The organism is Neisseria montereyensis, from assembly GCF_024834045.1.
Classification (GTDB): Bacteria; Pseudomonadota; Gammaproteobacteria; order Burkholderiales; family Neisseriaceae; genus Neisseria; species Neisseria montereyensis.
This window is the reverse complement of sequence record NZ_JANUXW010000008.1, coordinates 1-22358: the sequence shown is the minus strand read 5'-3', so window position 1 is coordinate 22358 and position 22358 is coordinate 1. Positions and strand designations below refer to the sequence as shown.

The window sequence follows — 22358 nt, the reverse complement described above, 5'->3', positions numbered from 1 at the left end:
TACCCTATTGCTTTGTCTATTCGGTTTTAGGCCGTCTGAAATAAATCTTTTCAGACGGCCTCCATACTTCATTGATACAATATCGCTTTTCGTTTTCTTAAAACTGCCGCAATGCGGTTTGATTGTTGATTATGGCGCAAAACCCTTCTAAAAAAACTTGGCTTTCGGCCATAGGCGCTTATGGCGACCGCCGTGCCATCACATTATTCTTTCTCGGCTTTTCCGCCGGTATTCCGATTCTGTTGATTTTTTCCAGCCTGTCGTTATGGCTGCGCGAAGCCGGTGTCGACCGCAGTACCGTTACCATGTTCAGTTGGGCGGCATTGGCCTATTCGTTTAAATTCGTGTGGGCGCCACTGATTGACTCGCTACCGCTACCCCTACTCACACGGGTATTGGGCAAACGGCGCGGCTGGCTGCTATGGTCTCAGTTGGCGGTGATTGCGGCTATTTGCTGCATGGCGTTGGTTGACCCTGTTAACGATACCGCGCTGGCCTATATGGCCGCAGGGGCGGTATTGCTGGGCTTTTCTTCCGCCACACAAGATGTGGTGATTGATGCTTACCGTATCGAAGCGGCCGCCGATAATGTGGCGATGCAGTCGGTTACCGCCGCTACTTACAATGCCGGCTATCGGCTGGGGATGATAGTTGCCGGTGCCGGTGCGCTGTTTTTAGCCGCTATGCTCGGTTCACACGAACAAGCTTATGTTTATCGGGCTTGGCAGCAAACTTATTTCATTATGGCGGGGGTTATGGGCATCGGCGTGCTGACTACGCTGTTGATGCGCGAACCGCCGGTATCCGATATACGGAATATATCGCGCCCGACTGCCGACAATCTGCGGCTGGTGTTTCTGTTTGTTGTTTCGGTAGGCGGTTTTGTGGCGGTGTTCGCACAAGTAGGCCGTATGCTGCCGGAAACGGCGAGCCCGATATCGGGGCTTTTATGGGAAGCATTACGACTATGTAGCGCCGTTATCGCCGCCGCACTGATTGGCAGCGGTATTGTGAAAAGCGGTTTGGTACCGAAACAATTGGCTGTTGACACTTGGATTCATCCGATTACCGATTTTTTCAAGCGCTACGGCGAATCCGCCCTATTACTGCTCGCACTCATCGGCGTTTACCGTATTTCGGATATTGTTGCCGGGGTGATTTCCAATGTGTTTTATCAGGATATGGGGTTTAGCAAAGAAGAAATTGCCGCCGCCGTGAAAACATTCGGCGTGGTAATGGCGGTTGCCGGTGGTTTCTTGGGCGGCCTGCTGTCGCAAAAGTTTGCATTGATGAAAATGATGATGGCCGGAGCGGTCTTGGCTTCCATCACCAATCTGCTGTTTGTCGTGCTGGCCTATCGCGGCCATGATGTCGCTTTTATGTATTTGGCGGTCGGCTTCGACAATCTCGCTTCCGGTTTGGCCGGCGCGGTCTTTATTGCGTTTTTATCGGCTTTAACCAATATCCGTTTTACCGCCGTTCAATATGCTATTTTCAGTTCGCTGATGACCTTACTGCCCAAAACATTAGGCGGCTATTCAGGGGCAATGGTCGATAAAATCGGCTACCCCGGCTTTTTCACCCTAACCACCCTGCTCGGCGTACCCGTACTAATCTTGGTATATTGGGCGGAAAAACGTTTGTTTGGAAAAACACCCGCCGAAGCCGGTAGAGAAAAACCATAAAACCCCAAAATATATCGAAACAGGCCGTCTGAAAACGTTTCAGACGGCCATAAGTTCAAATCTAATCATCAGAATACCGCAATCAATAGACAAATCATTCTGCCTAGATGCACTTACCTTGTTTTACGGATTCCGGCTCTTTTTTCAGGTGGATATACAGGAAATACAACAAGGCCGAGATACCCCCGCTTATTCCATGCCTACTTAAGGAAAAACCATCGCTAATCGGTATGCCGTCGAATCCGGCAAACCAATGCAGCAAGTCAAACACCAAAGATATACCGAAGCCGATAAGTAATAATATTTTCCAATGACGATAAGTATTTTGAATATTTATTTGCATATAGGTGATCCAACCTAACTTTTTATCTAGTCTGTTTTCAGACGGCCTTAGTTGATTTTATTATATAAAAAATGACTATGCTTCGGTAACAAACTCACGCGAATAGGTTTTTTCGCAATAATGGCATTTTAATTTGGTTTGCCCGCCGGCACTTTTCACATAAAAACGGCTTTTCACCGGTTCGCCGTGGCTGGCACAATTCGGATTCGGACAGCGGAATACTTCGCTAATGGTATCCGGTAGGCACAAATGGCGTTTTTCGACTACTTTGAATTGCTCAATCACATTCACGGTGGCTTCCGGCGCAAACAATGCCAAACGGTTAGACGCCTGTTCGTCTAAATGAACACCTGAAATTTTAATAATGTCTTTGCTGCCGTGGCTGCGGCTCGGTAGATTGAAGCCTACAGTAACGGCATTACCCGGATGCAGCAATTTGAACTGCCTGAGAATCGCCAAGCCCTGCCCGGCAGGAATGTGGTCGATAACGGTGCCGCTTTCAATGGCTTCTACGCTGTATTGTTTTTTTTCCATGATTTTGCCCTTTTCACACTCAAACTTCTTCATTCAAAATCAGCGATAAAATCGCCATGCGCGCATAAACGCCGTTGGTGGCCTGCTGGAAATAATAGGCATAAGGCGTGCTGTCGACATCGGGGTGTATTTCGTCCACCCGCGGCAACGGATGCAGAATACGCAGATTGTCTTTGGCATTGCCCAACATCGATGCGTGCAGGTTGAATTTACCTTGGATTTTGGCAAACTCCTGCTCATCAAAACGCTCGCGCTGAACACGGGTCATATACAGAATATCGGCCCACTCAATCGCCTCTTCCAACGAAGACATCACCTGATAACGGCAACCGGCTTCATCCAACTCTTCGGTAATATAGGTCGGCATGGCCAAACTCGGCGGGGACACAAAAGCAAATTCGCAATGCCAGCGTTTTAAGGCTTGGGCAAGCGAATGAACGGTACGCCCGTATTTCAAATCGCCGCACATGGCAATTTTCAGGTTTGACAACGTTCCCTGCGTTTCATAAATGGTTACCAAATCCAACAGTGTCTGGCTGGGGTGTTGATTGGTGCCGTCGCCCGCATTAATCACCGGCACGCTGGAAAATTCGGCCAACACCCTTGCGGCACCGTCTTTGGGATGGCGTTGGATAATGGCATCGGTGTAGCTGGAAATAATACGGGCGGTATCGGCTAATGTTTCCCCTTTTTTCGCGCTGGTACTGGCGCCGTCGGAAAAACCGATCACTTTACCGCCCAACCGTTGCACGGCCGTTTCAAAAGACAAACGGGTACGGGTTGAAGGCTCGAAAAAACACGACCCGATCAAGCGCCCTGCCAATAAATCGCTACGCGGCCGGGCTTTCAAATCCAGCGCGGTATGTAGCAATAATTCCAATTGCGGCGTGGTCAGATCAGAGATGGAAATGACATTCTGACGGTAAAGCGGATTAGGCATGATATTCCCTTATTCCATAAAAAAGCCCGTTCAAATACGGGCGCAATATTCAGAAAACAACAAAACCGCTGCAACATGCAGCACGGTAAATACAGCAGTGTGCGAATAATATAGGCATAGCGGTTTGGCAAACAGAAATTTTATCGAATTATCGCACAAACAAGAGGCCGTCTGAAAGTATTGTTTCAGACGGCCTCTTGTTTTACAAATACGAAATAATGGTTATCGGCCGACACTGATATGGGAAGTTTCCACACCGCCTTTGATTTCACCATAAACCTCGGTGCCGCCCGAACCGGGCTGCGATGCACAGGCAGCCAATAATAAAACCGCCAATAAAGGATAAAGTTTACCCATACCGCCTCTCTAGTCTAAATAATCAATAAAATGAAATGCATCAATTTCAAAACCGTTTTCTAAATACAAACGGTGCGCCGGCGTACAAGCCGTACCGACATTCGCCTTAACATGAACCTCACGAATGCCCGACTCTTTGGCAATGCTTTTCACTTCTGCCAATAAACGGGCGGCATAACCTTTAGAACGGCCTTGCGGTATCGTGACAATATCATCAATGTGGATATGACGGCCTCCGGATAAATTGGTTTGCTCACGGAAACCGCATACGGCAACCGCGTTGGCCTTACCCTCTTCAAAAATACCCAACAAACGATACCCCTGAGGGCGTTGTTGTTGGTTCACCTGTTCGACAAAACGGGCCACATCTTTAACGGATGTCCGTAAAATACTCAAGGCGGCAAAAGCCACTTCTGTTTCTTGCTCGCCGATCTCTCGCAACACGGTGCTGGCGGCATGAGCTTCAGCCTCGGCTTCAGGCTGTTTCACTTCTTCGGCAGCAGGCTGCACTTGCGCTACAGATGGCGCGGTTTCTGCTTTTTCAGCTTGCGCCGCTTTGGCTTTGGCTTCCTGTTCGGCCGCTAATGTATCATAGTCCAACACGCGCAAATCATTATCGGCGGCAAAATCCATCAGAAATCGGAACATCGGCGGATTAATATTTTCCAACTGCCTATCAATCGCGACACAACGAACTTTATCAATCAATACCGGACGGACAAATTCGTCATAAGAAAGCCGGTGGCCTTTATCGAAAGAAGACAGAATACCGGACAACCGCTCCGCCCAGTCGCTGGGTCGGAATACTTTACCGTTGCTGGTTGTGCCGTAAATAATGATTTCGTGCGGATTAAAAACTAACATGGACGGCTCTCCAAAGTGGTGGCTTTTGGCAAAACAAACAAGATTATACCTGAGAGCCGCGCCACTCAAAAATATTATTTCAGACGGCCGCTACCCGTCTTGATTTTATCTATTATATTCAATCGGTTCAAACAATCCGCGCTTTAAGCATGTCATGCATATTCAATGCACCCAAAAGCAGGTTGCTTTCATCTACCACCAATAAACCGTTGATATGGCTCTGTTGCATTTGTTTTAAAGCTTCGGTAGCCAGTTTGTCTGCCGCAATGGTTTTTGGGGAAACGTGCATAATATCGTCTACTTTAAACCCGCCGAAATGATCATGTTGTTGAAACAAACGGCGCAGGTCGCCATCGGTAAAAATACCTTTCAGACGGCCTTCTTCATCCACCACCGCCAACATACCCAAACCTTTTTCACTCATATGAATAATGGCATCTTTTAATAACGTACCGCTCACTACCGCCGGTAAATCTTCGCCGCCATGCATAATATCGGCCACACGCAATAATAAGCGTTTACCCAAACTGCCGGCAGGGTGACTTAAAGCAAAATCATCCGGCGTAAACTCCCTCGCCTTCAACAATACCACCGCCAACGCATCCCCCAAAGCCATAACGGCAGTCGTGCTGGAGGTCGGCGCCAATCCAAACGGGCACGCTTCATGGGAAACAGCGGCGGTAATATGAATATCGGCATGCCGTGCCATCGTTGAATGCGGTTTGGCCGTAATACTGATAAAGGTAATATTTTTACGTTTTAAAGCCGGAATAATAGCGATAATTTCATCGCTTTCCCCTGAATTGGAAATCGCGATCACCACATCACCATCAACAATCATCCCCAAATCACCATGAGCGGCCTCGGCGGGGTGGACAAAAAAGGCCGGTGTACCGGTAGAAGCCAAAGTCGCCGCGATTTTACGGCCGATATGCCCCGATTTACCCATACCTGTAACCACAACACGCCCGTTACAATGCAAAATAGCTTCGGCCGCCCGGATAAAATCACCATTTAACGCCGCAGAAATTTCATTCAGGCTTTCCGCCTCAATCCGTAAAACCTCGTGGGCCCAATCTAAATATTGTTCTTTATCAGACATAATTTGTTTTCCCTTAGGGCTATCCAAACAAACAGATTCGGGTTAGGATTTCCCATTACTTAGTATCAATTATAAGGATTTCAGAGATGACTATTTTATCGGACATTAAAGCATTGGGCCAACAAATCTGGCTTGATAACCTGTCTCGCTCACTGATTCAAAGTGGCGAATTGGCAAAAATGTTGCAACAGGGGGTATGCGGCGTTACATCCAACCCTGCTATTTTTCAAAAAGCTTTTGCAGGCGACGCCCTTTATGCCGAAGAAATTACCAAGCTGAAACAACAAGACCTTACCCCCAAACAACGTTATGAAACACTGGCGATTGCCGATGTTCAAGCCGCTTGCGATGTTTGCCTGCCCGAATACGAATCAACCGGCGGTAAAACCGGTTTTGTCAGCCTTGAGGTGGCGCCCAACTTATCACACGACACCGAAGGCACCGTTGCCGAAGCCAAACGCCTGCACGCCGCCATCAACCGCAAAAACGTGATGATTAAAGTACCGACTACCGACGAAGGTATAAAAGCCCTAACCCAATTGGTTGCCGACGGTATCAGCATCAACCTAACCTTAATCTTTTCACGCCGACAAACCTTGAAGGCCTATGAAGCCTATGTTGCCGGAATCGAAAGCCGTCTGAAAGCCGGCCTGCCTATCAACAACATCCAAGTAGTAGCCAGTTTTTTCCTTTCCCGTATCGACAATGCCATCGACACCACCCTACCGGCACACCTGCAAGGCAAAATCGCCATTGCCTTGGCCAAAACCGCCTATCGCGACTGGCAAAACTTTTTCGGTAGCGAGCGTTTCAAAGCACTCGAAGCTCAAGGCGCCAACCCCGTACAACTCTTATGGGCATCTACCGGCGTAAAAAACCCCAGCTATCCCGACACATTGTATGTAGATAATCTGATAGGCCCCGATACCATCAACACCGTCCCCGATGCCACATTAAAAACCTTTATCGACCACGGCACGGCAGCACAAACATTAACGCAAGATGTTGAAAGCGCCGAAGCACAATTGGCCGAAACCGAAAAACTAGGCATCGACTTAGAAGCCCTTGCCGCCCGCTTGCAGGAAGACGGTTTGAAACAGTTTGAAGATGCATTTGATAAACTTTTAGAACCGTTAAAATAACAGTTTAATTTATAATAAAAATATTATTTTATACTATAAATATTCATAAAGAATCATTTAAATAAAATATGATAAATAATTAAAAGGCCGCCTGAATATATTTCAGACGGCCTTTTAATATATAAAACCCACTTAACATATTTAAAAAACATTAACAATAATATAAAATATTGCATCAATATATTATATTTGTTAATTTCCATTAAAAATTTCATATAAACCACATAAAAAAATGGATTTATCATAAATAATATATTGTCATAGGTTTTAATTTAAATAAATGTTTAATAATATAAAAGGAGTTTTATAAATGTCCGAAGTAAAACAAATTATCAACGATGACAACGATTCAGTCATCATCATTGGCACACGCCGCGATGACACGTTATACGGCAGTCTCGGACACAATATTTTTTATGGTGGTTTAGGTAACGATACATTTCATATTACCAACAGCAACGACCAAATTATTGAAGAAATCAACGCCGGAAACGATACGGTTTACAGCAGCGTAACCTATACCGCACCCACCAACGTTGAAAACCTCACCCTCACCGGTTCCGGCAATACCTACGGCTTCGGTAACAATGCCAACAATATCCTTACCGGCAACAACGGCAATAACCGTTTAAGCGCCGGACGTGGCGAAGACATTCTCTACGGCATGGGCGGTAATGACTTACTGTTGGCTGGCGACGGAAACGATACCTTGTATGGCGGAAATGGTAACGACTATATGCGCGGTGATAATGGTGACGACAAACTATATGGTGGTGCTGGTAACGATATCTTAGACGGTGGCACCGGAAGCGACACGATGCAGGGCGGTACCGGAAACGATGTTTATTATGTAGACAACCCAAACGACCGAATTACCGAAGAAATCAGCGCCGGAACCGATACGGTTTACAGCAGCGTAACCTATACCGCACCCACCAATGTCGAAAACCTCACCCTTACCGGCTCCGGCAATACCTACGGCTTCGGCAATAATGCCAACAATATCCTTACCGGCAATAGTGGCAACAACCGTTTAAGCGCCGGACGTGGCGAAGACATTCTCTACGGCATGGACGGCAATGACTTACTGTTGGCAGGTGATGGAAACGATACGCTGTATGGCGGAAGTGGCAACGACTATATGCGTGGTGATAATGGCGACGACAAACTGTATGGAAATGAGGGGAATGACAACCTACTTGGTGGAAATGGTAACGATATTTTAGACGGCGGTACCGGAAACGATGTTTATTATGTAGATAATTCAAACGACCGAATCACCGAAGAAATCAACGCCGGAAACGATACGGTTTATAGCAGCGTAACCTATACCGCACCCACCAACGTTGAAAACCTCACCCTCACCGGTTCCGGCAATACCTACGGCTTCGGCAATAATGCCAACAATATCCTTACCGGCAACAGTGGCAACAACCGTTTAAGTGCCGGACGTGGCGAAGATATTCTCTACGGCATGGGCGGTAATGACTTACTGTTGGCAGGTGACGGAAACGATACACTGTATGGCGGAAGTGGCAACGACTATATGCGCGGTGACAATGGCCATGATTATCTTGATGGCGGTTCGGGTAATGACCGTCTACTTGGCGGCGCAGGAAACGACCGTTATTTCTTTGATAAATATTATGGCCATGATGTTATTGAAGACAATAACGGTAACAACACCGTACGCTTTGGCAACGGTATCCGCCCTGAAGATTTGTCTATCCGCCTTGATAACGGCAATAACACCACAGATTGGGTAATTACTCTCAAATCGACCGGCGACACCCTCACCATTAAAAACCAATCCGGCACATCGGGCTCTGCCGTTTCAGCTTTTGAATTCGATTCGGGTCGATTGTCTGCCGCCGAATTTATCCAAAAAGTGGATTACACCCCTTCCCAATCCGAAACCGTTACCCGTATTTTTTATAAAAACGGTGCGGAGTTGGAACTCATAGGCGAACAGGCACAGAACTTTCAAACGGCCTCTATGAAATATTCGATTGATAACATACCGCCTAAACACACAAACAATATTCTTTACCGCCCTGCAATACAAAGTAGCTTTGATTCTATTAATGCCTATATCTATCGAAACAAGGAGCTTTCAGATAGAAATATTATTTCTTCTTACCAGAAAGATAGTGATGGTGACGGACTAATTGATTCAAAAGACCTTTTCCCTCATAGCTGGAATGTATCTGATCGCGACCTCAGAATGTTTTCTACCTTGGCATATGAAAGTGATCAAACACTTCAAGCAGCATTTAACCGACAATCTCAGTCAGTTATCCAACAAATTAATACTGATACGAAAAAATTTAACAATCAAGCAGATGTTGCTGAATTAAACCAATATTGGGATGTTTTAAAAGTTCATAATTCTAATGATGTATTTGGCAGTGGTTTAGATTATGCTATTTTTGGAAATGGCAAAACAGCAACAGGATATGAAAATGTCGTAATTGCTTTTCGCGGAACATCTAATTTGAGAGATCTAACTGCGGATCTAAAAATAACCCTCAACATCGCCCCAGACCAAGTAAAAGATCTTCACCACGCCATAGAAGATATTATGTCTTTCCATCCTACAAAAATATATTCAACCGGCCATTCATTAGGTGGCTACTTAGCACAATACTTTGCAGCCCACAATCTACAAATAGAACCTACACTGGAACCTAACTTCATCCGTAGTGCTTTATTTAATCCAGCGAAATTGAATGCAGGAACATTCTCAAAATTGCTTTTCCTATCCGAAGCTAACAAGGGTTTACGCAACGCAGTAGAAAATACTAAAGCACTATTAAAAACGCCTATTTATGACAATGGTGATATTCATGCAAAAACCACTTCGTTTGTTATTGAAGGAGAATGGGTAAGCGGAGAAAAGGGAACTTATAAGCCAACAGTATTTTTTCATGATACCCGTTCATTTGGAAAGCATGATATGGTTAGCTTTTATGCTAACAATATCAAACTTCAAAAGTATTTTTCCCAAGGCTATCGTACTGATGCACATTATCGGAATATAGATACCGATCATGATGGTTTATCAGATATACAAGAATACCGTATTGGAACAAATCCAAATATTTCAGATACCGATCATGATGGTTTCCCTGATGGTATTGAAGTGAAATTAAATGCCAATGCTTTCGATACATCTATCACACCTCATGCCACTGGCACTTCAGTCATCCATATTGACGACAAACCGATACTGGCCATTGTGCAAACCGAAGATACCGACGGCAATATTATCCATGTAAAAGGTGTAGAAATGCAGCCGCAGCAAGAAGACGGTCAACTGGTTTATCTGCCTAACGGAAAAGAAGTAGATTTGGGCCACGACGGCTTCGATTGGTCTGCCTTCGACAATTCCGAACATCATGAAGGTACGGCTGTTCTACAGGGCACAACCAGTGACGATGTATTGAAAGGTAGTGCCGGTAATGATTATCTTTGGGGCAACTTGGGCAACGACACCATTATCGGCAGCGAAGGGAAAGATGTATTTGCGTTTACAGCCGAAGATATCCGCTCAGGCTCGATTGACCATTTATCCGATTTCAACAGCCAAGAAGATTTATTGGATTTAAGCGGTATGAAATCATTGTTTATCGATTACGGAAGCCAACTAAGCTGGTCTGATTTATTGGTTAACGATGCCGTTATGTTCGATACCAACCAATCTCATCTTCATTTCAACACCACCGATCAAACATTGGCCTATCACAGTGCAGGAGCAGACAGTAGTATTGTTTTTGCCAAGTTCGATAGCGAACAAGCCGCCGGTTTCAGCGCAGCCAATATTATTGCTTAAATAATAACTGCATAGATCCAACAAACTGTTAAATGAAGGAAAGGCCGTCTGAAAATCTTTCAGACGGCCTTTTATATCTTTAGAAAGCAACCGGTTAAACCACACCTTGCGCCAGCATAGCGTCGGCCACTTTCTTGAAGCCGGCAATATTGGCACCGTTCAGATAGTTGATAAAGTCGCTTTCTTTACCATTGGCCACACAGTTTTCATGGATATTTTCCATAATACCGAAGAGTCTTCTATCCACTTCTTCACGGCTCCAAGATAAGCGGATATGGTTTTGGCTCATTTCCAAACCTGAAGTGGCCACACCGCCGGCATTAGAAGCTTTACCCGGAGCATACAGGATTTTCGCATTGATAAAGGCTTCGATGGCCTCTAATGTAGAAGGCATATTGGCACCTTCGGCGACACAGAAGCAGCCGTTAGACAACAATGTTTTGGCATCTGATTCATCCAACTCGTTTTGAGTCGCGCAAGGCAGTGCCACATCGCAAGCCACGCCCCAAGGTTTCTTATCGGCAAAGTATTGCAGGTCTTGCTCTTGGGCGTATACGGATAAGCGTTCGCGGCGAACTTCTTTCAATTCGATCAATGCGGCCAATTGCGCTTCGGTCATACCGCTGTCGGGGAATAATACAAAGCCGTTGGAATCGGAAACGGTCAATACTTTCGCTCCTAACTGAATGGCTTTTTCAGCCGCATATTGAGCCACATTACCGGAGCCTGAAATCAGCACCCGCTTCGCCCCCATGCTGTTACCTTTGACTTTCAACATATTGTCGGCAAAGTAAACCACACCATAACCTGTTGCTTCCGGGCGGATTAAGCTGCCGCCATAGTTCAAACCTTTACCGGTCAACACGGAAGTAAATTGATTGCTCAAGCGTTTATATTGCCCAAATAGGAAGCCGATTTCACGACCGCCCACACCGATATCGCCGGCCGGCACGTCGGTATCTGCACCGATATGGCGGTAAAGTTCGCTCATAAACGATTGGCAAAAACGCATCACTTCGGCATCGCTCTTGCCTTTAGGATCAAAATCAGAACCGCCTTTACCACCGCCCATCGGCAATGTGGTCAGCGCGTTTTTAAACACTTGCTCGAATGCCAAAAACTTCAACACGCCCAAGTCGACCGTCGGATGGAAGCGCAAACCGCCTTTATAAGGACCGATAGCCGAAGACATTTGTACGCGGAAACCACGGTTTACTCGTACTTCGCCTTTATCATCTACCCAGGGCACACGAAACATCACCACACGTTCGGGCTCAACCAACCGCTCCAGCAGATTGTATTGGGTATATTTCGGATTTTTTTCCAAAAAAGAAGCCAAGCTGCTGAAAACTTCTTCTACGGCTTGATGAAAAACAGGCTGATTAGGGTCGCGCTGTTTGATTTTTTCAAAAAGGTCATTAAGATTAGCAGACAACATACATACACTCCAAAGTAGTTAGTTAGTTAGTTATTGCTTTATTGATAAAAGCGGAATGAATTTGAAGTTAAAATATAAACTTGTTCAGCTTCATTGCCAAGCTAAAATTTTTACAATTTATCGGTTATCTTTTTTAATGCTTTCATTTTTATAGAAATGAAATCCAACTACATAATAACGTCAATCACTTTAACTGTTTTTTGACAATACCGATTTATGCGGTATTTTCCCCATAAAATATGTTACCCGTATCGCTTTTAAACAGCGGAATGGTACAATATGCCTCTTCATACACACAGCGCCCAAACGCAGCTTCGGGCCGATACGTTTATTCAGATATTCAGAGGATTGTTATGAAAGCCTATCTCGACCTGATGCGCCATGTACTCGAACACGGTGCAGATAAATCCGACCGTACCGGTACGGGTACCCGTTCCGTATTCGGCTATCAGATGCGCTTCGATTTGCGGGAAGGTTTTCCGCTGCTAACCACTAAAAAACTGCATTTACGTTCGATTATCCACGAGCTGCTTTGGTTTCTCAAAGGCGATACCAATATCCAATATTTAAAAGACAATCAAGTGTCTATTTGGGATGAATGGGCAGATGAAAACGGCAATTTAGGCCCGGTTTACGGCTATCAGTGGCGCAGCTGGCCCGCCCCCGACGGCAGACATGTCGACCAAATCGCCAACGTTATCCAACAAATTAAAAACAATCCCGACAGCCGCCGCTTAATGGTTTCGGCATGGAATCCGGCCTTAATTGAAGAAATGGCGCTTCCGCCGTGCCATGCTCTGTTTCAGTTTTATATTGTCAACGGCCAACTTTCCTGCCAACTTTACCAACGCAGCGCTGATATTTTTCTGGGCGTGCCGTTTAATATCGCCAGCTACGCCCTGCTGACCATGATGGTTGCCCAAGTGTGCGGTTTGGAAGCGGGTGAATTTATCCATACCTTCGGCGATGCCCATCTATACAGCAATCATTTCGAGCAAGCCGAACTGCAATTAAGCCGTACCCCGCGCGCGCTGCCGAAAATGAAACTCAACCCGGAAGTGACCGATTTATTCTCGTTCCGCTTTGAGGATTTCGAACTGACGGATTACAACCCCTACCCGCATATCAAAGCTCCGGTAGCGGTATAAGGCCATCTTATTATTTATAAATTAATAAACCTTATAGGCCGTCTGAAACAACCATCCGTTTCAGACGGCCTCTTATCTGATTTCGGTTTCATTGCAAAATAATTTCGGTTATATTCAGGCATCTGCCAATAGGAGGCCATTATGCCGTTTTCCCCGTTCCGTTTTTCCGCTTATGCCGTCGCCGCTATCCTACTTACCGCATGCGGCCAATCATCCGACAATCCGCAACAATCGGCGGGAACACAGCAGCCTTCCGCCTCTATCGTTACCCGAAATAATGTTACCGAACCGCAATCACTTGATCCCCATCAGATTACCGGTGTACCCGAAATCAATATTGTGCGCGACCTATTGGAAGGATTAGTAGAAACCGATGAAACGGGTGCCATTATTCCGGCCGTTGCCGAATCATGGGAAAGCGCCGACAATAAAACATGGACTTTCAAACTGCGTCCCGACGCCCGCTGGAGCAACGGCGATCCCGTTACCGCCGAAGATTTTGTTTACAGTTGGCGGCGTTTGGTTGATCCGAAAACTGCATCCCAATACGCTTCTTATCTTCAGGCGGCCAAAATAGCGAATATAGACGACATTCTTGACGGTAAAAAACCGGCCGACAGCTTAGGCGTTAAAGCTGTTGATCCGCATACTTTACAAATCACCCTCACCGCCGCCGTGCCCTATTTCCCCCAAATGCTCTATCATGCCGCCACCAAACCGGTGCACCGTGCAACCGTGGAAAAATACGGTGTTAAATGGACACAGCCTGAAAATTTTGTCGGCAACGGCGCCTATGTGATGGATAAATGGGTCGTCAACGAGCGTATCGAACTGGTAAAAAATCCCCAATACCGCGATGCCGATCAGGTCAAAATTGAAAGAGTGGTATTTTTACCGATCGGTTCGCAAACCGATGACGTTGCCCGCTATGAAGCCGGTGAAGTCGATATTACCGACGCCCTACCACCCGAAATGTATGCCGGCCTGCAAGAGAAATACCCGCAACAACTCAAGCGCAGCCCATATTTATGTACCTACTATTTTGAAATCAACAACCAAAAGCCGCCTTTTGACGACGTGCGCGTCCGTAAAGCCTTATCGCTGGCACTCGACCGCGACATCATCGCCACCAAAGTACTCGGGCGCGGTGAAGAAGCCGCCTACAACCTGACCCGTGTCGGCACCAGCGGCTTTGTGCCTTATGATCCCGAATGGCGCAAACTCGCCTATCCCACCCGCGTTGCCGAAGCCAAAAAGCTATTAGCCGAAGCCGGGTATGATGAAAACCACCCGCTCACTTTTAATTTCCTCTACAACACTTCCGAACAGCACAAAAAAATCGCCATTGCCGCCGCGTCCATGTGGCAGCAGGCCTTCGGTTTTGTGAAAGTCAATCTCGAAAACCAAGAATGGAAAACCTATCTCGACAACCGGCGCAACGGCAACTATCAAATCGCCCGCGCCTCTTGGTGCGGCGACTATAACGAACCGTCCACTTTTTTAAACACCCTGCAATCCGACAACAGCAGCAACCGCGCTTTCTATAAAAATCCCGAATACGATGCCCTACTCGCAAAAACCCTGCAGGCAGGCATCACCGATCAACAACGTGCCGAATACTATACGCAGGCCGAAGCCTTAATCGACCGCGACACCGCCATTATTCCCGTTTACGGTTATGTCAACTCACGCTTGGTCAAGCCACGCATCGGCGGATATTCGGATAAAGACGTATTAAACGAACTGCCCAGCAAGCGCTTGTTTATCCAACCATAACCCTTTATTTTCAAATAAAGGGCCGTCTGAAATATCACCTTTCAGACGGCCTTTTACTTCTTTAATAGTAGAACGATAGTGCAAGCCGTCTGAAAACCCATCAAGCCCTATCCGTTATACCCCTTTTGAAAGCCGGCATTTCTTTGTTATAGTGCATACCGCTTTGTTTTTCAGACGGCCCTATCATTATGAACGCCAACGACTTTACCCTCTACCTAATACTCACCGCCATTGCCGCCTTATTGCTCGGCATATTATTGACTTGGCTGATATTACGCAGCAAACACCGCAACGAACAAAACCACCTAAATCAGCAATTAACCGAACGCACCCGCCAGTATGAAACCGCCACGCAACAACATGCCGAAGCCGAGCATGCCTTAACCGAATTGCAACAACAGTTTCAAACGGCCCAAACCCATCTGGCCGCCGCCGAAACCCGCAACCGCCAAATCGAACCCTTGCAAAACGAACTGGCACAAAGCCGTCAACACCAACAAGAAACACAAGACAAACTTCAAGAAATCCACAGCCGTTTGGCCGCCGCACAGCAACACATCAACAGCCTGCAAGAGCGCGAGCAAGAATTAGGCCGTCTGAAAGAAGACTACCAAGAATTGCAACAACAACTGGCCGACACCCGCATACGCAACGAGCGCCTGCACACCCAAATTGATCAGGAACGCGCCGCCCAACAGGAAAAAATCGAACTGCTGACCGAAGCCCGCCAAAGCATGACCGACCAATTCCAAAACCTGGCCAACAGCATTCTCGAAGAAAAAACCAAACGCTTCACCGAGCACAACACCGAAAGCATCCACCGCCTGCTCACCCCGCTCAACGAACGCATGGGCAAATTCAGCGAATTGGTACAAACCACTTATGAAAAAGAAGCCAAAGAGCGGCTAACTCTTGAAAACGAGCTCAAGCGCCTGCAAACCCTCAACACCCAACTGCATACCGACGCCAAAGCCCTCACCGACGCACTCACCGGCGTACAAAACAAAACACAAGGCAACTGGGGGGAAATGGTATTGGAAACCGTTTTGGAAAACTCAGGCCTCACCAAAGGCCGGGAATACATTGTCCAAGCCGCAGGCACCCGCCGCGAAGAAGACGGCAGCACCCGCCGCCTGCAACCCGACGTTTTGGTCAACCTGCCCGACAACAAACAAATCATTATCGACAGCAAAGTATCGCTCACCGCTTATGTGCGCTACACACAGGCACAAACACCGGCCGAAGCCGAACGCGAACTGGCCGCCCATATCGCCAGCGTACGGGCGCATGTGAAAAGCCTGTCGCTAAAACAATACAGCGATATAGAAGGCGTGAACACATTGGATTTTGTCTTTATGTTTATCCCGGTCGAGCCTGCCTACCTGCTTGCCCTACAACACGACGATACCCTCTTCCAAGAATGCTTCGACAAACGCATTATGCCCGTCGGCCCCAGTACCCTGCTGGCCACCCTGCGTACGGTTGCCAATATCTGGCGTAATGAACAACAAAACCAAAATGCCCTCACCATCGCCGAAGAAGGCGGCAAACTCTACGATAAATTCGTCGGCTTTATCGCTACTTTAGAAAACGTCGGCAAAAATATCGAACAGGCACATACCCATTACCAATCGGCCTTCAAACAACTTTCCGAAGGCCGCGGCAATCTGGTTAACCGTGCCGAAAAACTGCGTAAGTTAGGGATAAAAGCCAGTAAACAACTGGAAAAAAGTTTGGCCGAAAAAGCCGCCGGCGAAGCCTTAAATCTACCCGAAACCCCGAACAACACTCAGGAAGATAATACAAGCGTATAAGATTATCCGACTGCACCTAATTTAGGTTGTACACCATTTATAGCCTATAAAACACACCGTAAAACCCGATTTTCCAACCTTGATCTTTTTCAGACGGCCTTTTATCCGCTTTAATGTTAAAATACCTATTTTAAACGCCGTCTGAAAAGATATTACCCATGCAAAAACTTTCTCCGGAAATCCAAGAGCGCGCCGCCAAAATCAAACTTCTGATTATGGATGTGGACGGTGTGCTAACCGACGGACGTATTTTTATCCGCGATAACGGCGAGGAAATCAAATCCTTCAACACGCTTGACGGACACGGCCTGAAAATGTTGCAGGCCAGCGGCGTTCAGACGGCCATTATTACCGGCCGCGACGCCCCTTCCGTCGGCGTACGCGTGAAGCAACTCGGTATCCGCTACTACTATAAAGGCATTCACGACAAACGTGCCTCCTATGCCGATTTATGCGCACAAGCCGGCGTGAGCGAACAAGAATGTGCCTTTATCGGCGATGACGTGGTCGATTTGCCGGTGATGGTGCGCTGCGGTTTACCCGTAGCCGTTCCCGAAGCACATTGGTTTACCCTACAACACGCCGCCTATATCACGCAAAAAAGTGCCGGTAAAGGCGCCGTTCGCGAATTGTGCGACCTGATTATGCAGGCACAAGGCAACTTGGAAAATGCTTTGCAGGAGTATATAAAATGATGAAATGGCGGCACGGCTTGCTGTTTCCCTTAATCCTAGCCATTTGTCTAGGCGGCCTTTCCGCATGGTTGGGGCGCATCAGTGAGGTCAACATCGAAGAGGTCGAGCTCAATCCGAACGAACCGCAATATTCTATGGTAGATATTGACGGCAGACGTTTCGACGAACAAGGCCGTCTGAAAGAAAACCTGAATGCCGAAGTGGCATGGCAATTGCCCAAGAGTGACGAAGTGACTTTTGAAAAGCCACAACTGATATTCTACGACAACGGCAAGCTACTTTACAAAGTAGAAAGCAATGAAGCGGGCTATGATACCGAAACCCGCACGGTTGTTTTTAAAGAAAACGTGGTATTAACCAAAACCGCCGAAACACAACGCCCTGCCGGTATTTTAAAAACCAGCAACCTCACCGTAGATACCCAAACAAAAATTGCCGAAACCAAAGCACCGGTCGAATACCGCTATGGCGATTCCTATGGTACGGCAAATGGCATGGTTTATGACTACAATAAAGGTTTCCTGAACCTGCCCTCCCGAGTGAAAGCGATTATTTATGACCCGAACAATATTTAATACCGCCCTTTTAGCCGTCACATTGGCCGTACCGGTCTCAGCATTCGCACTGGAAAGCGACCGCAGACAACCGATTCAAATCGAAGCCGACCAAGGATCCCTCGATCAGGCCAATCAGGTAACCACCTTCAGCGGGAACGTGATTATCAAACAAGGTTCGTTGCATATTAATGCCGGTAGCGTGCGCGTATCACGCAACAGCAGAGGCGAACAAACCATCTCCGCCAGCGGCCGCCCGGTAAGGTTCGGACAAACTCTAGATGGTGGCAAAGGTACGGTAAACGGCCAAGCCGACAGAGTCGAATATGCTTCCGCCACCAATATTGTCAACCTAATAGGCAATGCCAAAGTACAACGCGGCGGCGACAGTGCCGAGGGTGCCGCCATTACATACAACACCCGCACCGAAGTCTATACCGTAAACGGCAGTAAAGCCGCCGGCATGAGCGGCAACCGACGCGTTACCGTCGTCATCCAACCTTCCGGCAAATAATTTATACCGGCCGTCTGAAAACAATAGCTTGTTTCAGACGGCCTGAGATTATTCACTATCGGAAATATATCCGTTATCTCAGGCATACCGAATAAATGTGCTTGAATACTCATAATCAATATACAAATCTTCACAAATATTGAATAAATATTTCAAAAGTTATTAAAATAAATTATAATAGTAACCATCATTAAAGAGTGCCCCATGACCCAAAGCTGTTTAAACGTACAAAACCTGCAAAAAAGCTTCAAAAAACGCCAAGTAGTCAAAAACTTTTCACTGGAAATTAAAAGTGGCGAAGTTGTCGGCCTGCTCGGCCCCAACGGTGCAGGTAAAACCACCAGCTTTTATATGATTGTCGGTCTGATTGCAGCCGATGCAGGAAGTGTAATGCTGGACGGACAAGAAATCCGCCATTTGCCGATACACGAACGTGCCCGTTTGGGGCTTGGCTATTTACCGCAAGAAGCATCAATTTTCCGAAAAATGACGGTAGAGCAAAATATCCGTGCTATTTTGGAAATCAGCCTCAAAGATAAAAATAAAATTGATGCCGAACTAGAAAAACTGCTGGCCGATTTAAATATCGAGCGGCTGCGCAATAATCCCGCCCCATCGCTATCTGGCGGTGAGCGCCGACGGGTCGAAATAGCCCGCGTATTGGCCATGCAGCCACGTTTTATCTTGCTTGACGAACCGTTTGCCGGTGTTGACCCCATTGCCGTGATCGATATTCAAAAAATTATTGAATTTCTCAAAACACGCAATATCGGCGTATTGATTACCGACCACAACGTACGCGAAACCTTAAGAATTTGTGATCGCGGCTATATCATTAGCGAAGGTGCCGTACTCGCTTCAGGACATCCTGAAGAATTAGTCGGAAACGAACAAGTTAAAGCCGTTTATTTAGGTGAAAATTTTGACTATTAAACATTAGCTACCGCCAATAAAATTTTTATAGACAGGGAGTTATCTGAATCAATAAACAATAAAAACCTATATCCGATCAGGAGGGTAAAACATAACAACATACCGGTTAAACATTATATCAACACACACCGGGAAACATTATCTGCCATATTGGCACACATTACATTTTGCCCTAAATTGCTGCGCACTTACTCACGAAGCTAAAAATATGAGCCAACACTTAGGATTAAAACTCAAACAAACCCAGCAGTTAAACCAACAACTTCAACAATCGTTGCGTATCCTGCAAATGTCAGGTTTAGAACTGGATAGAGAAGTTGAAGACTGGCTACAAGACAACCCGCTTTTAGAGCGGGTCGAAACCCACGATACGGCCGATGCGGAACCAGGCCGCTTATCTGCGGCACTGCCTGCAACCCGTGGAATCGGCGGGGAAGATGCGGAAGATATCTGGGCAACCATCGCTGAAAAAGACAATTTCAATAGTTATCTGCATAAACAGGTATGCGAGCACCCTTTAAACGAGGCAGAAGCCGCAAGAGTACATATCCTTATCGACTTTTTAGATGAGCAAGGCTATCTTACCGACAGCCTTGATGAAGTGCTTGATCACACGCCTTTAGAATGGATGTTGGAAGAAACCGACATGCATGAAGCATTGGATATTCTGCAAACATTCGATCCTCCCGGCGTCGGAGCAAGTAATCTTACCGAATCCATGCTATTACAACTCATGCGCCTGCCTACTTCTCCTGCCCGCCAGCTTGCCGCTAAAACGGCGCAGCTTCATTTAGATGATTTAAGCCGTAGCCGCCAGCAAAACATAACCAAAATGCGCAAATGGTTTCCCGATACCGATATCGATACCATTCAGACGGCCTTAGATTTAATGACCAATCTCAATCCCTATCCTGCATACGGATTTTCTTCTGCCGAGCCGACACCCTATATACAACCTGATATTATTGTAAAAGAAACCAAAGAAGGATGGGCTATCAGCAGTAATGAAAAAATATGGCCTAAAGTAAAATTAAACAATGAATATTGCAACTTATTAAAAGAAGTTGGTGAAATCAGCCCCGAATGGAAAGAAAAACTCCAAGAAGCCCGTCAGAAAATAGATAGTTTGGCATTGCGTAAAAGTACCGTTTTACGTTTGGCCGAATACATTGTAGCCAAACAAGAAGACTTTTTTATATTTGGAGAAATCGGCCTTACCCCTATGTTAATCAAAGATGCTGCTGCCGAACTTGGTATTGCCGAAAGTACAGTATCGCGAGCAGTAAACCATAAATATTTATCTTGCCCACGCGGAGTGTTTGCGTTACGCTATTTCTTCACACAAGCCGTTTCATCGGAGGACGGAGAAGGCGTAAGCCAAAGTGCGGTAAAGGCTATTATTGCCAAATTAGTTGAAACAGAAGATAAAAGCAAACCACATTCCGATGAAACTTTAAGCCAATTATTAAAACAACAAGGCATAGAAATGGCCAGACGAACCGTTGCCAAATACCGTGAATCATTAAATATTCCGGGAGCACATCAAAGAAGACCTTAATTTCATCAAACCTAAATATATTCATACAAAGATAATTAGGTTTTTTCAGACGGCCTACAAATAAAAATCAATTCAATAAGCTTTTCCCCCACCTTTATCAGAGGTGGTGCAACTTAACTGAAGGAGTAACGCCATGAATTTAAAAATTAACGGTTTGAATTTTGAAGTAACCGAAGCCATTAAAAATCATGTAGCCGGCAAATTAGAGCGCATAAGCCGTCATGCCGACAATATAATTTCTGTCGTTATCACCTTATCGGTAGAAAAACTAAATAATCAAGCAGAAGCCGATGTCCATTTGGCAGGCAAAGATTTACATATACAAACCGTTGAATCCGATATGTATGCTGCAATTGATATTCTAATGGATAAAGTTGATCGTGCTATTTTAAAACATAAAGGAAAAAGTGGTGATGTACGTTCTACTGTTAAACCACAACCAGTAGATGAATAATACAAACTGATAATAATTAAACAGCCGGTCTCATTAATGAGTCCGGCTGTTTGTATTCTCTCTGAGCCTTACGGCGCAACTACCTTACTTTTTCAAAGCGGGTTTGGCCTTACGTTTGCTAGGTTTGTCAGAAGTCACCGCCTCCTCCCGCACCTTCGCTAAAATACCGTCACCAATCCCCTTCACATTCTTCAACTCCGATACCGTCTTAAACGCACCGTTCTCATCACGGTACGCCACTATCGCCGCCGCCTTCGACGGACCAATCCCCGGCAGCTCCGCCAACTCCTCGGCACCCGCCGTATTGATATTCACCGCCGCTCCCGCCATCGTCACCGATAACGCCGCCAATACCCCCAACAAATAACGCTTCATCTCTACTCCTTTTCCATAATGTATTAAATGCTATCTTCTTCTCAAATAACAACCCCATCATAAAGCAGTACATCAGCATAAACAATTATTGTCACTACCTTTACCATATCTGTTGTTATGACGTCACAATAAAACGCCATGGCTGTCTTTCAGTATCCATCCCCATATCTTTGAATAAAGTAAAACCCCTGATAGTTTCCTATCAGGGGTTCGGTATAAGTGTCTGGCAGTGTCCTACTTTCACATGGGTATCCACACTATCATCGGCGCTGAGTCGTTTCACGGTCCTGTTCGGGATGG

Annotated in this window: 20 protein-coding genes; 12 read left to right on the top strand and 8 right to left on the bottom strand. The window is 46.2% G+C overall.

Annotated elements, in window-relative coordinates; translation table 11 throughout:
• Positions 1-131: 131 nt before the first annotated feature.
• A complete protein-coding gene (locus tag NXS09_RS08440; protein ID WP_259292109.1) occupies positions 132-1685 on the top strand; it encodes an AmpG family muropeptide MFS transporter in 1554 nt (517 codons plus the stop codon).
• A 103-nt stretch (positions 1686-1788) separates the two neighbouring features.
• On the opposite strand, the gene NXS09_RS08435 is transcribed toward NXS09_RS08440, so the two are convergent.
• The 6 genes from NXS09_RS08435 to NXS09_RS08410 form a co-directional block, all read right to left on the bottom strand.
• Positions 1789-2028: a hypothetical protein gene (locus tag NXS09_RS08435; RefSeq protein ID WP_259292108.1), complete on the bottom strand. Its 240-nt coding sequence runs from the start codon at positions 2026-2028 to the stop codon at positions 1789-1791.
• Between the two features lie 75 nt (positions 2029-2103).
• Positions 2104-2562, bottom strand: a complete 459-nt coding sequence (gene pyrI / locus NXS09_RS08430; protein WP_259292107.1) for an aspartate carbamoyltransferase regulatory subunit — start codon at positions 2560-2562, stop codon at positions 2104-2106.
• Positions 2563-2581: 19 nt separating this feature from the next.
• Positions 2582-3502, bottom strand: coding sequence for an aspartate carbamoyltransferase (pyrB, locus tag NXS09_RS08425; protein WP_151052911.1), 921 nt, complete (start codon positions 3500-3502; stop codon positions 2582-2584).
• A gap of 222 nt (positions 3503-3724) precedes the next feature.
• Positions 3725-3859: a hypothetical protein gene (locus NXS09_RS08420; protein ID WP_259292106.1), complete on the bottom strand. Its 135-nt coding sequence runs from the start codon at positions 3857-3859 to the stop codon at positions 3725-3727.
• 9 nt (positions 3860-3868) lie between these two features.
• Positions 3869-4723 (bottom strand): GNAT family N-acetyltransferase, encoded by an 855-nt coding sequence (locus NXS09_RS08415; protein WP_259292105.1) that lies wholly within the window; start codon positions 4721-4723, stop codon positions 3869-3871.
• Positions 4724-4850: 127 nt separating this feature from the next.
• Entirely contained in the window at positions 4851-5825 is a 975-nt protein-coding gene (locus tag NXS09_RS08410; RefSeq protein ID WP_259292104.1) for a KpsF/GutQ family sugar-phosphate isomerase, read from the bottom strand.
• Positions 5826-5911: 86 nt separating this feature from the next.
• Here NXS09_RS08410 and tal point away from each other — a divergent pair, with 86 nt between their 5' ends.
• Together tal and NXS09_RS08400 are read left to right on the top strand one after the other, a co-directional pair.
• The gene (gene tal / locus NXS09_RS08405) at positions 5912-6967 is read left to right on the top strand and encodes a transaldolase (protein ID WP_259292103.1); all 1056 of its coding nucleotides are present in this window, start codon (positions 5912-5914) and stop codon (positions 6965-6967) included.
• A gap of 310 nt (positions 6968-7277) precedes the next feature.
• Positions 7278-10799 carry a Tle-like phospholipase domain-containing protein gene (locus tag NXS09_RS08400; RefSeq protein WP_259292102.1) on the top strand — a complete coding sequence of 1174 codons (3522 nt, stop codon included), beginning with the start codon at positions 7278-7280 and terminating at the stop codon, positions 10797-10799.
• A gap of 94 nt (positions 10800-10893) precedes the next feature.
• Here NXS09_RS08400 and gdhA read toward each other — a convergent pair whose 3' ends face one another.
• On the bottom strand, positions 10894-12237 hold the full coding sequence (gene gdhA, locus NXS09_RS08395; protein WP_259292101.1) for an NADP-specific glutamate dehydrogenase: 1344 nt from the start codon (positions 12235-12237) through the stop codon (positions 10894-10896).
• Between the two features lie 353 nt (positions 12238-12590).
• Between gdhA and NXS09_RS08390 the strand changes: the two genes are divergently transcribed.
• The 9 genes from NXS09_RS08390 (at position 12591) to hpf (ending at position 21683) form a co-directional block, all read left to right on the top strand.
• Entirely contained in the window at positions 12591-13385 is a 795-nt protein-coding gene (locus NXS09_RS08390) for a thymidylate synthase (protein ID WP_259292100.1), read from the top strand.
• 141 nt (positions 13386-13526) lie between these two features.
• Positions 13527-15161, top strand: a complete 1635-nt coding sequence (locus tag NXS09_RS08385; protein WP_259292099.1) for an ABC transporter substrate-binding protein — start codon at positions 13527-13529, stop codon at positions 15159-15161.
• Positions 15162-15349: 188 nt separating this feature from the next.
• Positions 15350-16975, top strand: a complete 1626-nt coding sequence (locus NXS09_RS08380) for a DNA recombination protein RmuC (protein WP_259292098.1) — start codon at positions 15350-15352, stop codon at positions 16973-16975.
• Positions 16976-17133: 158 nt separating this feature from the next.
• A complete protein-coding gene (locus NXS09_RS08375; RefSeq protein WP_259292097.1) occupies positions 17134-17670 on the top strand; it encodes a KdsC family phosphatase in 537 nt (178 codons plus the stop codon).
• Entirely contained in the window at positions 17667-18245 is a 579-nt protein-coding gene (lptC, locus tag NXS09_RS08370) for an LPS export ABC transporter periplasmic protein LptC (RefSeq protein WP_259292096.1), read from the top strand. The genes NXS09_RS08375 and lptC overlap by 4 nt, the downstream gene beginning before the upstream one ends.
• A complete protein-coding gene (lptA, locus tag NXS09_RS08365) occupies positions 18226-18738 on the top strand; it encodes a lipopolysaccharide transport periplasmic protein LptA (RefSeq protein WP_259292095.1) in 513 nt (170 codons plus the stop codon). The genes lptC and lptA overlap by 20 nt, the downstream gene beginning before the upstream one ends.
• A 204-nt stretch (positions 18739-18942) precedes the next feature.
• Positions 18943-19671 (top strand): LPS export ABC transporter ATP-binding protein, encoded by a 729-nt coding sequence (gene lptB, locus NXS09_RS08360; RefSeq protein WP_259292094.1) that lies wholly within the window; start codon positions 18943-18945, stop codon positions 19669-19671.
• Between the two features lie 208 nt (positions 19672-19879).
• Complete coding sequence (rpoN, locus tag NXS09_RS08355; protein WP_259292093.1) at positions 19880-21229, top strand: RNA polymerase factor sigma-54; 1350 nt, start codon at positions 19880-19882, stop codon at positions 21227-21229.
• 133 nt (positions 21230-21362) lie between these two features.
• A complete protein-coding gene (gene hpf, locus NXS09_RS08350; RefSeq protein WP_259292092.1) occupies positions 21363-21683 on the top strand; it encodes a ribosome hibernation-promoting factor, HPF/YfiA family in 321 nt (106 codons plus the stop codon).
• Positions 21684-21767: 84 nt separating this feature from the next.
• On the opposite strand, the gene NXS09_RS08345 is transcribed toward hpf, so the two are convergent.
• Positions 21768-22058, bottom strand: a complete 291-nt coding sequence (locus NXS09_RS08345; RefSeq protein WP_259292091.1) for a ComEA family DNA-binding protein — start codon at positions 22056-22058, stop codon at positions 21768-21770.
• Positions 22059-22358: the final 300 nt, after the last annotated feature.

Excerpts from the sequence above, each read along its gene's own strand:
- NXS09_RS08400 (WP_259292102.1), top strand. The coding sequence starts at position 7,278 with ATGTCCGAAGTAAAACAAATTATCAACGATGACAACGATTCAGTCATC.
- rpoN (WP_259292093.1), top strand. The coding sequence starts at position 19,880 with ATGAGCCAACACTTAGGATTAAAACTCAAACAAACCCAGCAGTTAAAC.
- NXS09_RS08410 (WP_259292104.1), bottom strand. The coding sequence starts at position 5,825 with ATGTCTGATAAAGAACAATATTTAGATTGGGCCCACGAGGTTTTACGG.
- hpf (WP_259292092.1), top strand. The coding sequence starts at position 21,363 with ATGAATTTAAAAATTAACGGTTTGAATTTTGAAGTAACCGAAGCCATT.
- NXS09_RS08390 (WP_259292100.1), top strand. The coding sequence starts at position 12,591 with ATGAAAGCCTATCTCGACCTGATGCGCCATGTACTCGAACACGGTGCA.
- pyrI (WP_259292107.1), bottom strand. The coding sequence starts at position 2,562 with ATGGAAAAAAAACAATACAGCGTAGAAGCCATTGAAAGCGGCACCGTT.
- NXS09_RS08375 (WP_259292097.1), top strand. The coding sequence starts at position 17,134 with ATGCAAAAACTTTCTCCGGAAATCCAAGAGCGCGCCGCCAAAATCAAA.
- lptA (WP_259292095.1), top strand. The coding sequence starts at position 18,226 with ATGACCCGAACAATATTTAATACCGCCCTTTTAGCCGTCACATTGGCC.
- lptC (WP_259292096.1), top strand. The coding sequence starts at position 17,667 with ATGATGAAATGGCGGCACGGCTTGCTGTTTCCCTTAATCCTAGCCATT.
- NXS09_RS08385 (WP_259292099.1), top strand. The coding sequence starts at position 13,527 with ATGCCGTTTTCCCCGTTCCGTTTTTCCGCTTATGCCGTCGCCGCTATC.
- NXS09_RS08440 (WP_259292109.1), top strand. The coding sequence starts at position 132 with ATGGCGCAAAACCCTTCTAAAAAAACTTGGCTTTCGGCCATAGGCGCT.
- NXS09_RS08435 (WP_259292108.1), bottom strand. The coding sequence starts at position 2,028 with ATGCAAATAAATATTCAAAATACTTATCGTCATTGGAAAATATTATTA.
- NXS09_RS08345 (WP_259292091.1), bottom strand. The coding sequence starts at position 22,058 with ATGAAGCGTTATTTGTTGGGGGTATTGGCGGCGTTATCGGTGACGATG.
- tal (WP_259292103.1), top strand. The coding sequence starts at position 5,912 with ATGACTATTTTATCGGACATTAAAGCATTGGGCCAACAAATCTGGCTT.
- NXS09_RS08380 (WP_259292098.1), top strand. The coding sequence starts at position 15,350 with ATGAACGCCAACGACTTTACCCTCTACCTAATACTCACCGCCATTGCC.
- lptB (WP_259292094.1), top strand. The coding sequence starts at position 18,943 with ATGACCCAAAGCTGTTTAAACGTACAAAACCTGCAAAAAAGCTTCAAA.
- NXS09_RS08420 (WP_259292106.1), bottom strand. The coding sequence starts at position 3,859 with ATGGGTAAACTTTATCCTTTATTGGCGGTTTTATTATTGGCTGCCTGT.
- pyrB (WP_151052911.1), bottom strand. The coding sequence starts at position 3,502 with ATGCCTAATCCGCTTTACCGTCAGAATGTCATTTCCATCTCTGATCTG.
- gdhA (WP_259292101.1), bottom strand. The coding sequence starts at position 12,237 with ATGTTGTCTGCTAATCTTAATGACCTTTTTGAAAAAATCAAACAGCGC.
- NXS09_RS08415 (WP_259292105.1), bottom strand. The coding sequence starts at position 4,723 with ATGTTAGTTTTTAATCCGCACGAAATCATTATTTACGGCACAACCAGC.